We start from the raw sequence: 14,891 nt of genomic DNA on the forward strand, positions 1-14,891 counted from the left end.
GTGATGAATCCTTAGTATAATTACAAACTACAAAGTTTTGTTACCGATACAGGAAAAAGCCAAAGCAATATTATTGCTTTGGTTTATTTTTTTAATTATTACTTAGAAAACTTCAGAGGATATTTCACGTTCTTGTAATCATCAATACTCGCTTTTAACGATCCCACCGCCAATTCCGCTTTCAGGAGTAAAGGAATATGATTGTTATCGTTAGAAACCCACATCGTCACGCCTTCTTTTTCTTTAAAAACTCTTCCGCTTTTTACAGACGGAATGATTTTCAGCGCATTGATTGTTCCGAATTTTGTCTTTAAGTTTTCTGTGCCGACTACTTTTAGCTGAAACGGAAACATTTCATCATCAATCCACACGTTCATATTAAAAATAGTTCCGGTTTTTAACTCTGCGGGAGTTTTACTTCTCAAAAAATAAAAACATGAAAGCATATCTTGTACGCCTTTCACTGATTTTATGGTTTTTACTCCATTAGCAGGATTTTTCTTATCTGTTAATAGCAACGTTTGATTATCGTGATTAAAAACAGTCTGCAAATGCTGAGAATAACTACCTTCTTTCACATTTCTTACATAGTAAGTAGGAAGTTCAGTTGCCATGTTGATATAGCTCTCATACACGTCTTCCACTTTAAAGAAAGCTTTTACAGCACCTGTGGTTTGTCCGGTTCCTCTCACATAGAGATGTTGTGCTCCCTGAAAATTGGCAGTGCGTGCAGACAAATTAGCACTTCCTGCATTTAAAAATCCATAATGAATTCGCAATGTAATCGATTCGCCATTCGCAATATTAGTGATTTGAGAATAGCTGAAAAAGAAAGCAAATATTGCTATAATATTAAAAAATTTCTTCATGTTATAAATTTTACAAAAACACTGCCAAATAAATTGCAGTTTTCTTAAGTACGAGATTTGATAAATCTCAGTTTTTTATTTAAGTTCGATTAAATATGCTTCGCATTAAAATTAGTAAATTTGCAGCTACATACAATTAAATTATCATCATATTATGATTACTACAGATATATTAATTATCGGAGCGGGACCAACCGGACTTTTTGCTGTATTTGAAGCTGGTTTGCTTAAAATGAAATGTCACATTATCGATGCACTTCCTCAGCCGGGAGGGCAATTGGCAGAGTTGTATCCTAAGAAACCGATTTTTGATATTCCTGGTTATCCGTCTGTAAATGCAGGTGAATTGGTAGATAATTTAATGGAACAAATAAAGCAATTTCAACCTGGGTTTACTTTGGGAGAAACTGCTGTTTCTTATACTAAGGTTGATGAAGAGTGGTTTGAAGTTGTAACCAACAAAGGAACTATTCACAGATGTAAAGCTATCGCAATTGCTGGAGGTTTAGGAACTTTCGAACCAAGAAAACCAACGATGGATAATGTGGCTGACTATGAAGAAAAAGGTTTGGAATATTTCGTAAAAGAACCTGAACATTTCAGAAATAAAAAAGTAGTGATCGCAGGAGGTGGAGATTCTGCCTTAGACTGGAGCGTTTTCTTGTCAAATGTTGCAAGTGAAGTGACGTTGATTCACAGAAGAAATGAGTTCCGTGGAGCTTTAGATTCTGTAGAGAAAGTTCAGGATTTAAAGAATCAAGGTGAAATTAAATTAATTACTCCAGCTGAGGTTACTGCCATCAAAGGTGACGGAAAAGTAGAAGCCATCACTGTTGTAAGAGATGGCGAAGAAGCTTTTGACATCGAAACAGATTATTTCATTCCACTTTTTGGGTTGACACCAAAGTTGGGAGAAATTGCTCAGTGGGGTTTGAATATCGAGAAAAATGCCATCGTAGTCAACAATGCTTTAGATTACCAAACCAACATCGAAGGAATTTACGCAATTGGCGACATCAACACCTATCCGGGAAAATTAAAGTTGATTCTTTGTGGTTTCCACGAGGCAACTTTAATGTGCCAGAGCGTTTATAACAGATTAAATCCGGGTAAAAAATTCGTCTTGAAATATACAACGGTAAGTGGAGTAGATGGGTTTGACGGTAGCCGTAAAGAAGCTGAGAAAGCGGTTGTGAAGAAAATAGATTAATCAATTGTCAATTGTTGGTTATCACTAAAACAGAAACCATCAACCATCAACCATCAATTATTAAGCATCAACAAAATGAGCGATATAAATATAAGAATCACAGACAGGGAAGGATTAACTCACGATATTGTAGCTCCTACCGATATGTCGATGAATTTAATGGAAATCATCCGTTCTTACGAATTGGCGGAAGAAGGAACCATTGGAGTTTGTGGCGGAATGGCGATGTGTGCTTCCTGTCAGGTTTATGTAATTAAAGATCCCGGACTTGAGCCAATGGGCGACGAAGAAGATGCGATGCTTGGTGAAGCATTCCATGTAGAGCCAAACAGCAGATTGGGTTGCCAGCTTCACATTGCAGATGCGATGGAAGGTCTTGAAGTGGAGATTGCTCCTTATCCTTAAAGAAATTTCAAAGATCATATAATTTCACCCCTTGAATTGGATTCGAGGGGTGTTTTGATTATTCTAATAAAGTATAGAAAATTTGATTTTGAATAATATCTAAAAATTCATTATCAGTATTGTTTTTAACAAGCGATTTACCATTTTTGTCTAAAACTAAAATGTCTAATCTTATAAAATTAAATTTATAATTAAGATCTTTAATGAAAGCCGAATAAATTTCATCATCGTCTTCATTTTCAATTTTAGAGATCATATTAACATTTTTAAAAGCATTTTTGACTTTGTCTTTTCCAAATTTAAGGATTAATGTTTTTACTTTTAAAGAATCTCTTTTAATGCAGTTGCCACCATAACTACAACCATCTATTGATTCTAATATTTTTAAAGATTCATCATAGTTTTTATTAATATTTAGGATTTGGGCTTCAATGAGTTTTATCTCAGAATTTGCACTCGCCCAAGCATTGCCACAAAATCCATAATTTGTATCTTTTGCTTTGTTAAGTAAAGTTCTAGCATTTTTTATATTGTTTTTATTGATCTGCTTTTGTGCTTTCTTTAAAAATAAGTAACCCTCGTTGTAAGAATATTTATAATTTTTTTGGCTAAAGATAAAAGTTGGTATAATTAGATATAATATTAGAATATATTTAAATTTCATAATTAAAGGTTTTAAAAATTTTATAGCACTAAACATCCTCCTTCGAAATCCATTTCCCAACCGTCGGAGCTTGATAGTTTTTCATCTTTTCCAAAAGTTCATCAATATTATCACTTACTAAAAGCATTTCCTGATTGATCTGTTTTAAAAATCCTTTAGCAACCATAGTTTGAACTAGCTTAATCAAATCATCATAAAATCCGTCAATATTCAAAACGGCAATGGGTTTTCTATGAAGCCCGAGCTGTGCCCAAGTAATCATTTCAAATAATTCTTCCAAAGTTCCAAAACCTCCGGGAAGTGCAATAACGCCATTACATAGGTCATTCATTTTGGTTTTTCTTTCGTGCATACTTTCTACCAAAATCAACTCGGTTAGATTGTTGTGCGCAATTTCTTTTGACTGCAAAAAGTGGGGAAGAACACCGATGGCCTTTCCGCCTTTAGATAAAACGCCGTCAGCGACTGCGCCCATCAATCCGACATTGGCACCACCATAAATCAGTTGAATGTTTTGTTGTGCTAAAGTCTGTCCGAGCAAAGTTGCCTGCTCTTTATATTTTTCATCTGAACCGAAACTCGATCCGCAGAATACGGTAATACTTTTCATTAATTTTAATTTTTTTTACTACTAAAATTTTAAAAGATTTAAATTGAAGTTAAGAATAATTATTCTGATTTTTAGTTTTTCAATCTAAAGCGAAGCAAACTTAATATTTCTTAACTTCTTAAATCGCCTTAATGGTTTAAATAAAAAATATCCAAAATCAAAAGACTTTGGATATTTCAATTTGATAATTTATCTTCTTATTTCAAAGGAATATTCGCTAAAATATCTTTCGTAAAGCTCCAGAATTTCTGTGTTGAAGAAATATTTGCTTTTTCATCAGGTGAGTGTGCTCCTCTGATAGTTGGTCCATAGCTTACCATTTCCATTTCAGGATAATTGGCACCGATGATTCCGCATTCTAAACCTGCGTGACAAGCGACAACGTGTGGTTTTTCTGCAAATTTTTCAGTGTAGATTTTCTCCATCATCTGAACGATTTCAGAACCCGGTTTTGGTTTCCAGCCAGGATAAGATCCGCTGAATTCTACATTCATTCCTGCCAATTCTGACACTGACTTCAATTGTTCGGCAACAGAATCTTTAGACGAATCGACCGATGATCTTGAAAGATTTAAAATCTTCAAACCTCCTTCTTTTAACTCTACTCTCGCTACATTGTTTGATGATTCCACCAAATCCTGCACATCAGGACTCATTCTGTAAACGCCGTTGTGAAGTGACTTTAAAACCAAAATAATTTTCTTTGAATCTTCTTCAGAAAGTGCTTTGTCAGAACTTGTAGAATTTTCAATATTGATCTGAAGTCCGGCTTCGATGGAAGCAAATTCTTCTAAAATTTCTTTTTTAATTCCCTCTGTCACATTCTCAATAAACTCTCCTGAATTTCTTACTGAAATCAAAGCAACAGCCTCTCTCGGGATCGCATTTCTCAAACTTCCACCGTCGATAGAAACCAACTGAACGTTTTGATTTTCCAAAGCTTTGTAAAGAATTCTGCCCAAAATGATATTGGCATTTCCGAAGCCTTTGTGAATATCCATTCCTGAATGACCGCCTTGCAAACCTTTTATTTCAATTCTTACAATTTGCCCGTTAGATGCTTCTGTAGAATAATTTTGGCTTACTGTTACATCAATTCCACCGGCACATCCGATGTCAATTTCGTCATCTTCTTCTGTATCTAAATTTAAAAGGATTTGACCCGTCAATTGTCCTGGTTTTAAACCTAAAGCACCTGTCATTCCCGTTTCTTCATCGATGGTAAATAACGCCTCCAAATCAGGATGCGGAATGTCTGAACTTTCAAGAATCGACATGATCGTTGCAACTCCTAAACCATTATCTGCACCTAAAGTCGTTCCTTTTGCCTTTACCCAGTCTCCATCAACTTCCATCTGAATTCCTTGGGTTTCAAAATCAAAATTTACATCGTTGTTTTTCTGGCAAACCATATCCAGATGCGATTGCATCACGATTGATTTACGGTTTTCCATTCCCGGAGTGGCTGGTTTTTTAATGATGACATTTCCTACTTCATCGACCGTGGTTTCTAATCCTAAATTTTCACCAAATTCTTTGATGAAAGCGATTACTTTTTCTTCTTTTTTTGACGGTCTCGGAACAGCATTCAATTTGGAAAAATTTTTCCAGATAATCTGCGGTTCTATGTTTGATAGTTCCATAAAATTTATTTTTATCAAAATTACGAAATTAAAAATGCTCCCGAAATTCAGGAGCAGTATTTTTGCTAGAAGCTAGAAGCTAGAAGCTAGAAGCTAGAAGCTAGAAGCTTTTAGCATCCGCACTCACCATAAATTGGCATTGTAGTGATGCTTCCATCTGGTTTTTCAATGGTTAAAATACCTTCAAACAGTAAAACCTCTTCATTTTTTATTTTTTTACCTTTTACTGAGATTTTGTAGTTCTCATTTTCAATCTCCTTAGTTAACTCTTCATCAACTTCCATATCGCTTGAAGAAATCAAATTCATAGCGATTCTTTTTCCGTCGAGTTTCATGTAAGCCGTTTTTCCCGCATCATCGGCGTAGATATATTTTTCGTTTTCGAAATCTGCTTTATTTTTTGCAAAGTAGCAAGAGCATTCTTTTATTTCTTTCGGGAACGGAAATACATCAACCATAATGTTGGCTGGTTTAGCATTTGTTTTCGCAGAGTCCTGAACAATGTTCAAAGAATCTTTAGGTGTCGAATTTGAAACGGTTTCTTTTTCCTTTTTACACGCAACTAATAAGATTGCTGAAAAGAAAATGATTAGATATTTCATCTGTTGAGATAATTTAATTATAATATTTTTGAATAATTATTACTTCAAAATGTAAGCCAGCAGCCAAAAGTCAGTTGCTAAAAGCACAATTATCCCCTCGCTCTTTCAAGCAATACCATCATCAATAAAGATAAAACCACTAAACTTTCGTCTTCGTCGTCAATATCAACCATTCTGTCAAGCTGAAATCTTCTTCCGAACATCGACGGCATTTTTTTTAGCTTAAAATATTCTTTTTCATCCATACCTTTTACTGTATAAGATGGATTTAGGAAATATCCGGTAAACATTCCGATGATAGGGATTTCTCCAACCATTCCGTCGAAGAATTTAACCCAAGCATTATCTTCTGTAATGGTAAATTTTTGCTGATCCGCTTCGTCTAAAATATTGTACGAAGACTTCCAGATAGAACGCATTCCTTTTCTGGCCAATCTTCCAAAGTTTTTCCCGATGGTATCTTTGATAGAATAAGATGCATTAAAATCAATCCACTGATTCGCCTGAATTCTGAAAAGTTCTTTGGTTTTGCTTTCGTCATTGAAAACGATCACGTCTTCTTTCAGTTTAAACATTTTTTGACGTACGTAAGCGACAGAGCTTCCGTTTTTATCTGTGATGTTGAAATCGCTGGCAAGAGTTGTGATTTTAAATTTAAAATCCAGCGGATAGTTGAGGTTGTTGAGTACCATTTAGTTTATTTTTCTGTTTAATATTTTGATGATCAAAGATAATGGTTTTTTCATATTTTTAAATGATAAGTTGATAATTCTGATTTGGATAAAAAACTGAATTTTAATTCATAAATTATCATAGTATTTGACTGTTTACTATTCAAATTTTACAACTATAATTCTTATTTTTGTCTTATGGATTATCCAAGTAAAGTATTGGCAAAAGCGGTTGAGGAAATTTCCGGACTTCCGGGTATTGGGAAGAAAACCGCCTTGCGTCTTGCGCTTCATTTGCTTAAACAACCTAATTCCAGAGCGACAAGTTTGGGAACTTCAATCATCAATTTGGTGAATGAAATTAAATACTGCAAAGAATGTCACAACTTTTCAGATTTTGATATTTGCGAAATCTGCAGCAATGAAAAACGCAGTGACGAGCTGATTTGTATTGTAGAAGATGTACGTGATGTCATCGCTATAGAAAATACCGGAAAGTATAGAGGGAAATACCTGATTCTTGGCGGAAAAATCTCTCCAATGGAAGGTGTAGGACCTCATCAATTAAATATTCCGAGTATTGAAAAGAAGTTGCAGAAGGGTCAGGCAAAAGAATTTATTTTTGCTTTGAGTGCTACGATGGAAGGTGATACGACCGCTTACTATATTTATAAAAAATTCAAAAACTCAGGCATTCAGTTTTCTAGTATTGCCAGAGGGATTTCCGTAGGAGATGAATTGGAATATGCTGACGAAATTTCTTTGGGGAGATCAATTATTAACCGACTCCCATATAACGAAAAAGATTAAAATGACTAAAAAGCTTTCGATCATTATCGTTAATTATAATGTGACTCAACTTCTGAGAAACTGTCTCATTTCTATTGAAAAATATGTGGAAGATGTCGATTATGAAGTTATTGTGATTGACAACAAATCTACCGACAGTTCTTGGGGCGACCTCATTCCTGAATTTCCAAAGATGAAATTTATTCCTTCAGAAAAAAACGAAGGTTTTGCGATTGCGAATAACAAAGCGATAAGAACTGCCGAAGGAGAGTATCTCTTAATTTTAAATCCGGATACTGAGCTGGAAGGTTTTTATTTAAATGAAATCTTAAATTTCGCTGATTCTAAAAGCAATTTCGGATGTTTAGGGGTAAGAATGCATGATGCTAACGGAAATTTCCTGCCAGAAAGCAAACGTTCGGTTCCTGATATGTTCAATTCTTTTGAAAAACTGTTTACCAGCTTTAAAAAGAAAAATTCAAAATCTTATTACCGAAATGATGTGGGAGAATTTGAAAATGCTGAAGTAGAAGTAATCACCGGAGCATTTTTCCTTGTTAAAAAAGAAATTTATGAAAGAGTGGGAGGGCTTGATGAAAAGTATTTTATGTACGGCGAAGACATTGATTTGTGCTACACTTTATTGAAAAACGGATTCAAAAATTATTACTACGGAAAAGCTTCCATCCTTCACCACAAAGGCGAAAGTACAATAAAAGATGAGGTTTATCTAGAAAGGTTTTACGGTGCAATGCAGATTTTTATTGATAAATATTACAGAGAAAGTAAACCTTTGCAATATTCGTTTTTAAAAGCGGGCTTGAAATTAAGACACAAAATAGAACTCATCAAACTCAAATAAAAAAGCAACTCAATGGAGTTGCTTTTGTTTTATCTTAAAGAAAATATTTCTTATTTAGTTGCCGGAACACTTACCGGAGCTGTAGTTTTAGAAGCTGGTGCTGTTTGTTTAGCCGGAACTTCAGTTTTTGGCATAGGTGGAACTGCTGGTGCTGATTGTTTAGGTTTCCCTGTAACAACAACGCTGATTAATATAAGAACGATGATCACCGTTCCTAAAGTCCAGGTTGACTTCTCCATAAAGTCGTTAGTTCTTTGTACTCCGAACTGTGCAGAAGATGCACCTCCGAATGTACTTGAAAGACCTCCACCTTTGGGGTTTTGAGCCATAACAACGATTACCAATAAAATGCTGGCAATCATAATAAGAACCATCAATAGTGTAAATATAGTATCCATTAATTCTAATATCTTTTTGAATGGGCAAATTTAATGTTTTTTTACAGAACCGCAAAATAAGATTTCACTAAAAACAAAAAGCGGCAACAATTGTCGCCGCTTTTTTAATAATATCTATGATCTTATTTGAAATCAGTGTCTTTTGCCTGATTTACTTCGTAAGATTTTACATTGAAAGTTACATCCATACCTCCCATATTTTGCGAAATAGTATATGGTAATTTAACACCAGATACATCTTTGTAGTCACTATAAGATGTAGGTATTGAGCCACCTTCACTAGCCTTTACTTCACCTGTTTTTAAACCAGTTTTTACACTATAATAATAAGTGTCTTCAGCGCCTTTTATTACGTAAGAGTCTTCATTGTTATATTTTTCAATTCCAGCCAATTTGTAATCGGTAGACTTCGCAAAGTTAACTTCTGGAAAAAGCTCAGTATCTTTTGCCATTTCGGTTTTTTGCTTAGCAGTTAACGGAGCCTTTTGTCCTTGGCCTTCCATGTATCCATCTTTACCGTCAAATACAATTTTTTGTACAGTATTACCCATCATCTTCATATCCATTGCCATTTTTCCTCCTTTTCCTTGGATCAATTTCATGGTCATTTCCATACCTTGGATTTTTGCCGTAGAATTGTTTGTAATCGTATTGATTTTTTGAATTGCCGCTAAGCCTCCTATTGCGTTGATGTATTTATCTGCAACTGAAGATAATGTCACACTTGCGTCAACTTTTTGAGCAACTGGTTTTCCTACAGGATTTGCGTTGGTGTCAAAATATTTTACAGGATATCCTAATTTCTCTAAGCCTTCAGAAATGTCAGACGCTTTACCAGCAATGAAAATTCTGCTTTGGTTTGGTAAAATATTCGCTTTAACTGCATTTGAAACATCAGCAGCTGTTACTTTATCGATTGACTTCAGATAGTTGGTATAGAAATCTGCAGGAAGATTATTTACCTTTTGATTTACAGCAAATCTTGCGATAGTTGCAGGTTGCTCAAGAGCCATGATGAAGCTTCCTTTCAATTTAGCTTTAGCATTGGCCAATTCTTCAGGTTTTACCGTAGAGATTCCATTTAATTCATTCATGAATTCTTTAACAGCCTTATCTGTAACTTCGTTTCTTACGCTTGCTTCAGCTGAGAAATCAGGAGAGTATTTGCTTGCGCTCATGCTTGAATAAGCACCATAAGTGAAACCGTTTTTCTCACGAAGATTCATGAAAAGTCTTGCTTCACCACCACCACCAAGGATATAGTTGGCAATTGTTGCAGGGAAGTAATTAGGATCGCTCATCTTCAGTGTAGTAAGGTTTCCTACAGAAACTACAGACTGCACAGCAGAAGGTACGTCTACGATATTGATTTCAGTTTTAGCAACATTATTAGCAGGCTCAAGAGCTGCGAAAGTTGTGTTTGCTTTTTTCCAGTTGTTGAATGCTTTTTCAACCAATGGCTTTATCTTATCTAACTTTACATCACCAACGATTACCAAATAAGCGTTGTCTGGAGCATAGTATTTTTTGTAAACGTTTTGTACGTCTGCCAATGTGATTTTTTTGATAGATTCTTCCGTCTCAAACTCACCTCTGGAAGTGTTTTTTCCGTAAGCTAATGCATTAGAAACTCTTGAAGCAATAGAAGAAGCGTTTTTCTCTTCAGATTTTAATCCTTCGATGGTTCTTTGTTTTGCTGTTTCAATTTCGTCTGCAGAGAATTTAGGATTGATGATGGCATCAGACATCAAAGTCAATACCTGCGGGAAATATTTTGAAAGAGAATTGGCAGAAGCTCCGGCAGAAGAGAAGTTTAAACTTGCTCCCAGATAATCTATTTTCTTGTTAAATTCGTCTTTGCTAAGAGTTGTTGTTCCGTTATCAAGCTGGCTAGCCATGATTTCGCTCACTCCGGCAATATTGCCTTCGAAGTAAGGTTGTCTGTCCATAGAAAGACTCATGTTTACTCTTGGCAGCTTGTTGTTTTCAACTACCATTACCGTTAAACCGTTCTTTAACTGGAAAGTTTTTGGCTGAGCAATGTTAATCGCAGGAGTTGGTCCTGGTTTTGGCATTGCGTTAAGATCAATTTTTTGTGCAGAAAGCATTCCTGTGAATAAAAATGCTACTGCTATATAGGTTAATTGCTTTTTCATTTGTAAAAATTTAATTGTAATCATTCTTTTAAAACGTAAGGTCTAAAAGAGATTATTTTTTTTCAGGTACGTAATTGATGATTACTCTTTGGTTAGAATTAAGATACTTTTTAGCAGCATTTTGCAAATCTTGCTTCGTGATAGATTTGTAGATGTCTATTTCTTTGTTGATTAAATTGGTATCTCCCATCAAAACGTGGCTTGTCGCCAATGAAGAAGCGATCCCCTGAATACTAGAATTGGTATTCACAAACTGATTTTCATATTGATTTTGAAGTTTTTGATAATCTTCATCTGAAATCAAAGTAGTCTGTACTTTTTTAATTTCAGCATCGATGTCATTTTGTAAAACCTGCTTCGTTGTAGCTCCCATTGGGATTGCAAAGAATGCAAAAACGCTGTAGTCTTCCATACCTTGGTTGAAAGCTGCTACCTGAAGTGCTTTTTTGTCCTGATCTACCAATTTTTTGTATAAAACTGAAGATTTACCGTTACTCAAATAAGAAGAAAGCATATCTAAAACATAAGCATCTCTTTCTTTGTTGCTTGGCGTTCTGTAAGCAAAAATATACGCAGGAAGCTGAATGTTCGCATCTGTAGCAGTTACTTCTTTTTCCTTTGTAATAGGCTCATCTTTAGGGAAGTTTTTAGGGGTAACAGTTCCTTTAGGAATGCTTCCGTAATATTCAAGAATCCACTTTTTAGTTTGTTCAGGCTTAATGTCTCCTGCAACCACCAAAGTAGCGTTGTTTGGAACATAATATTTTTTATAGAACGCCTTGAACTCGTCTAGTTTAGCACCGTTCAAATCTTCAATAGAACCAATTACAGAACCGTGGTATGGGTGATTGGTGAAAAGATTCTGCTGAATCGTGTTGAAAAGATTTCCATAAGGTGAATTATCCATTCTTAATCTCTTCTCTTCTTTTACAACCTCTCTCTGAGTGTCTACACCTATTTGGTTAATTTCTGCATGACGAAGTCTTTCAGCTTCCATCCAAAGACCCAATTGCTCATTGTTTGAAGGGAAAGTTTCATAGTAATACGTTCTGTCCATGCTCGTGTTGGCATTGTTTTGTCCTCCGTTTGAAGATACGATTTTAAACCATTCTCCTCTTTTGATGTTGGGAGTTCCCTCAAATAAAAGGTGCTCGAAAAAGTGGGCAAAACCAGTTCTTCCTTTAACTTCGTCTTTTGCACCTACGTGGTACATTACTGCTGTAGTAACTACGGGAGCAGAATTATCTTGGTGAAGAATTACGTGCATACCGTTGGGTAAATCATACTCTTCGAATTTGATTTGTTGTGCATTCAGCATTACTCCAAAAAAAGCAGCAGCTGCAACACTAAGAAGTCGTTTTTTCATAAATAGAAATTGTTTTGTCAATGAGTGCCAAAAATACATGAATTGTTACAAATTTTTAATAAATTTTTGTAGTTTTAAAAGTTGGAATTAGGATTTGACTGAAATCATATAGTTTTCAGCTATTATATATTAAATTTGATGCCTGTAAAAGCTCTCCTGCAATGAAAAGTTTTTTAGAACAAAATGTTTCACCGGAATCATTGATTACACTCTTTAGCCAAGCTCCGGTTGCAATGTGTTTATTAATCGGTGACGATTTGATTATACAAAATGCCAATCCGCAGATTTTAGAACTATGGGGAAGAGATTTATCGGTAATTGGAAAACCTTTATTTGAAGCTTTGCCCGAAGTAAAATCTCAGGGCTTCGTTGAGATCTTTGATAATGTATATAGAAAAGGAGAGGTGTTCAATGGAAACAAACTTTCCATTTTCTTAGAAAAATTTGGAAATTTTGAAGAGCATTTTTTTGACTTTATCTATTCTCCCGTTTACAATGATGTTAAGAAAATCATCGGAGTAAGTGTTGTCGCAACAGAAGTAACCAATCAGGTAATCTCAGAAAGGAAATTAAAAGAAAGTGAGTACAGATTTGAAGACTTAATTAAAAATTCAGACTACTCCACGGCAATTTATCGTTCAGACGAATTATATATAGAGTTAGCAAATGATTTAATGCTGAAAACCTGGGGGAAAGATGCCTCGGTCATCGGACTTAAATTGGAAGATGCTTTGCCCGAACTGGAAGGTCAGCCCTTTATAGGTATTCTCAAAGATATTTTTAAAACTGGTGAAACTTACACGGCAACTGAAGATCGGGTAGATTTGGTTGTAGACGGAAAACTTCAGACGTATTATTTTAATTTTTCTTATAAACCGCTGAAAAATGCCAATGGTGAGGTGTACGCCATTCATAATATGGCAGTTGATGTTACAGATCTTGTTATTGCCCGTGAAGAAATTCAGAAAAGAGAAGAAAGATTCAGAGATTTGGCAGATTTGATGCCACAATTTGTCTGGACTTGCGATAAAGACGGTAAAATGACCTACATGAACGAAAACTGGTACAGATACACAGGTTTTGATAAAAATGAAGATCCTGCAGATGGAGTAAAAAGGATTATTAAGCCTGAGGTTTATGAGCAGGTAGAGGTAGTATGGGAAGAAAGCTTGAAAACCGGAAATTCTTTTGAAATGGAATATCAGTTTTTAGATCCTGATAATCCCAATGTTTACCGCTGGTTTTTAGGAAGAGCGGCTCCCGCTTTTGACGAAAATGGTGATATCAAACAATGGATCGGAACATTTACTGATATTGACGATTTTAAACAACTGCAGACCCAAAAAGATAATTTTCTTGGAATAGCCAGCCACGAACTGAAAACTCCGTTAACGAGTTTAAAAATCTATACCCAATTTATTGAGAAAAATCTCGTTAAAAAAGATGATTTGAAGAATGCTGAAGTTGCCAGAAAAATGGATGGTCAAATCGATTTGCTGACAATTTTAATCAGCGATTTGCTTGATGTTACCAAAATACAAAACGGTAAAATACAGCTGAATGAATCTGAGTTTGATTTTGATCAGCTCACTGAAGAAATTGTTGCCGAACAGCAGATGACCTCAAGACACAAAATTATTCTACATCCTTCCATAATAGGAACTGTTTACGCAGACCGTCATCGCATTTCTCAAGTGATGAGTAATCTGATTAGTAACGCCATAAAATATTCTCCTGATGCAGACCAAGTGATTGTTTCTACAGAAGTGAAAGACAATAAAGTAACGTTCACCGTGAAAGATTTCGGGATAGGAATTCCATCAGATAAACACAAGAAAGTTTTTGAACAATATTATAGAGTGAGCGGCTCAAAAGAGCATACTTTTCCGGGATTAGGGCTGGGGCTTTATATTTCATCTGAGATCATCAGACGGTCTGGCGGTCGTATTTATGTGTCGTCAATAGAAGAAAAAGGGTCTGATTTTTGCTTCGAAATCCCCAAAAGTAAAAACGTACAACAAAATGCCTAACGCGACAAAAGTTTTAGTGGTAGATGACAGTCCTGCAATCGTAGATTCAATAGAGATGATGCTTGATTTTGAAGGATTTGAGATTGAAAAATTTTATAAAGGCTCAGATATGCTGAAGACATTAAATGCAGATTCTAAACCTAACGTAATTTTAATGGATATGTGGCTTTCCGGCGAAGACGGACGTGATATCTGCAAAGAAATCAAAGCCGATGAAAATTTAAAAGATATTCCGGTTTTGATTATGTCAGCGAGTCGTGGTCTGGAACAGTCAGCTTTAGATGCGGGGGCGGATGCTTTTATTGCAAAACCTTTCGACTTAGGTGATATGGTTGACAGATTGAAAACTTACGCTAAATAAACTGAATGCTAAAATAGATATCAATCAGCGGAATTTTATTTTGCTGATTTTTTTTTGTTTAATTTTAATAAAACAGTCCTATCATTTAAGTTTGTTCTGATTGTCAATAATCTATCAGAATTTAAAAAGCTTTGTGTACTTTTCTGAGTGAAACGCCTTTGCTAACTTTAAAAGCAGTTAGTAATAAAAAATCTTTGCGGACTTTGCGTTAAAAAAAAGACATTATAATTAAAAGCTGACATTCAAGAAGTTTTT

The 14,891-nt window shown here is 35.1% G+C and carries 15 protein-coding genes; 6 read left to right on the forward strand and 9 right to left on the reverse strand.

Translation table 11 applies throughout. From position 1 onward, the window contains the following. Positions 1–98: 98 nt before the first annotated feature. Positions 99–869, reverse strand: coding sequence for a DUF3108 domain-containing protein (locus LNP04_RS15625; RefSeq protein ID WP_229983831.1), 771 nt, complete (start codon positions 867–869; stop codon positions 99–101). Positions 870–1,023: 154 nt separating this feature from the next. On the opposite strand from LNP04_RS15625, the gene LNP04_RS15630 reads away from it, so the two are divergent. Together LNP04_RS15630 and LNP04_RS15635 are read left to right on the forward strand one after the other, a co-directional pair. Then, on the forward strand, positions 1,024–2,079 hold the full coding sequence (locus tag LNP04_RS15630; protein WP_229983832.1) for an NAD(P)/FAD-dependent oxidoreductase: 1,056 nt from the start codon (positions 1,024–1,026) through the stop codon (positions 2,077–2,079). A gap of 75 nt (positions 2,080–2,154) precedes the next feature. Then, a complete protein-coding gene (locus LNP04_RS15635) occupies positions 2,155–2,484 on the forward strand; it encodes a ferredoxin (protein ID WP_229983833.1) in 330 nt (109 codons plus the stop codon). A gap of 58 nt (positions 2,485–2,542) precedes the next feature. Here the strand turns inward: LNP04_RS15635 and LNP04_RS15640 are convergent, their stop codons facing one another. From LNP04_RS15640 to LNP04_RS15660, 5 genes are all read right to left on the reverse strand, one after another. Further along, positions 2,543–3,148 (reverse strand): hypothetical protein, encoded by a 606-nt coding sequence (locus LNP04_RS15640; protein WP_229983834.1) that lies wholly within the window; start codon positions 3,146–3,148, stop codon positions 2,543–2,545. A gap of 28 nt (positions 3,149–3,176) precedes the next feature. Further along, entirely contained in the window at positions 3,177–3,758 is a 582-nt protein-coding gene (locus LNP04_RS15645; RefSeq protein WP_229983835.1) for a TIGR00730 family Rossman fold protein, read from the reverse strand. A gap of 197 nt (positions 3,759–3,955) precedes the next feature. Beyond that, positions 3,956–5,401 (reverse strand): aminoacyl-histidine dipeptidase, encoded by a 1,446-nt coding sequence (locus tag LNP04_RS15650; RefSeq protein WP_229983836.1) that lies wholly within the window; start codon positions 5,399–5,401, stop codon positions 3,956–3,958. A 110-nt stretch (positions 5,402–5,511) separates the two neighbouring features. Further along, a complete protein-coding gene (locus LNP04_RS15655; protein WP_229983837.1) occupies positions 5,512–6,003 on the reverse strand; it encodes a hypothetical protein in 492 nt (163 codons plus the stop codon). Positions 6,004–6,092: 89 nt separating this feature from the next. After that, complete coding sequence (locus LNP04_RS15660; protein ID WP_229983838.1) at positions 6,093–6,695, reverse strand: hypothetical protein; 603 nt, start codon at positions 6,693–6,695, stop codon at positions 6,093–6,095. A gap of 177 nt (positions 6,696–6,872) precedes the next feature. Between LNP04_RS15660 and recR the strand changes: the two genes are divergently transcribed. Then, entirely contained in the window at positions 6,873–7,484 is a 612-nt protein-coding gene (gene recR, locus LNP04_RS15665) for a recombination mediator RecR (protein WP_229983839.1), read from the forward strand. 1 nt (position 7,485) lies between these two features. Beyond that, positions 7,486–8,325: a glycosyltransferase family 2 protein gene (locus LNP04_RS15670; protein WP_229983840.1), complete on the forward strand. Its 840-nt coding sequence runs from the start codon at positions 7,486–7,488 to the stop codon at positions 8,323–8,325. A 50-nt stretch (positions 8,326–8,375) separates the two neighbouring features. On the opposite strand, the gene secG is transcribed toward LNP04_RS15670, so the two are convergent. From secG to LNP04_RS15685, 3 genes are all read right to left on the reverse strand, one after another. Beyond that, positions 8,376–8,723, reverse strand: a complete 348-nt coding sequence (gene secG / locus LNP04_RS15675) for a preprotein translocase subunit SecG (RefSeq protein ID WP_229983841.1) — start codon at positions 8,721–8,723, stop codon at positions 8,376–8,378. Positions 8,724–8,845: 122 nt separating this feature from the next. Next, complete coding sequence (locus tag LNP04_RS15680) at positions 8,846–10,879, reverse strand: pitrilysin family protein (RefSeq protein WP_229983842.1); 2,034 nt, start codon at positions 10,877–10,879, stop codon at positions 8,846–8,848. Between the two features lie 52 nt (positions 10,880–10,931). Beyond that, the gene (locus LNP04_RS15685) at positions 10,932–12,245 is read right to left on the reverse strand and encodes a pitrilysin family protein (protein WP_229983843.1); all 1,314 of its coding nucleotides are present in this window, start codon (positions 12,243–12,245) and stop codon (positions 10,932–10,934) included. Between the two features lie 161 nt (positions 12,246–12,406). On the opposite strand from LNP04_RS15685, the gene LNP04_RS15690 reads away from it, so the two are divergent. Both LNP04_RS15690 and LNP04_RS15695 read left to right on the forward strand, forming a co-directional pair. Further along, positions 12,407–14,275 (forward strand): ATP-binding protein, encoded by a 1,869-nt coding sequence (locus tag LNP04_RS15690; RefSeq protein WP_229983844.1) that lies wholly within the window; start codon positions 12,407–12,409, stop codon positions 14,273–14,275. Beyond that, positions 14,268–14,636, forward strand: coding sequence for a response regulator transcription factor (locus tag LNP04_RS15695; RefSeq protein WP_229983845.1), 369 nt, complete (start codon positions 14,268–14,270; stop codon positions 14,634–14,636). The genes LNP04_RS15690 and LNP04_RS15695 overlap by 8 nt, the downstream gene beginning before the upstream one ends. Positions 14,637–14,891: the final 255 nt, after the last annotated feature.

Source organism: Chryseobacterium sp. C-71, from assembly GCF_020911865.1.
Classification (GTDB): domain Bacteria; phylum Bacteroidota; class Bacteroidia; order Flavobacteriales; family Weeksellaceae; genus Chryseobacterium.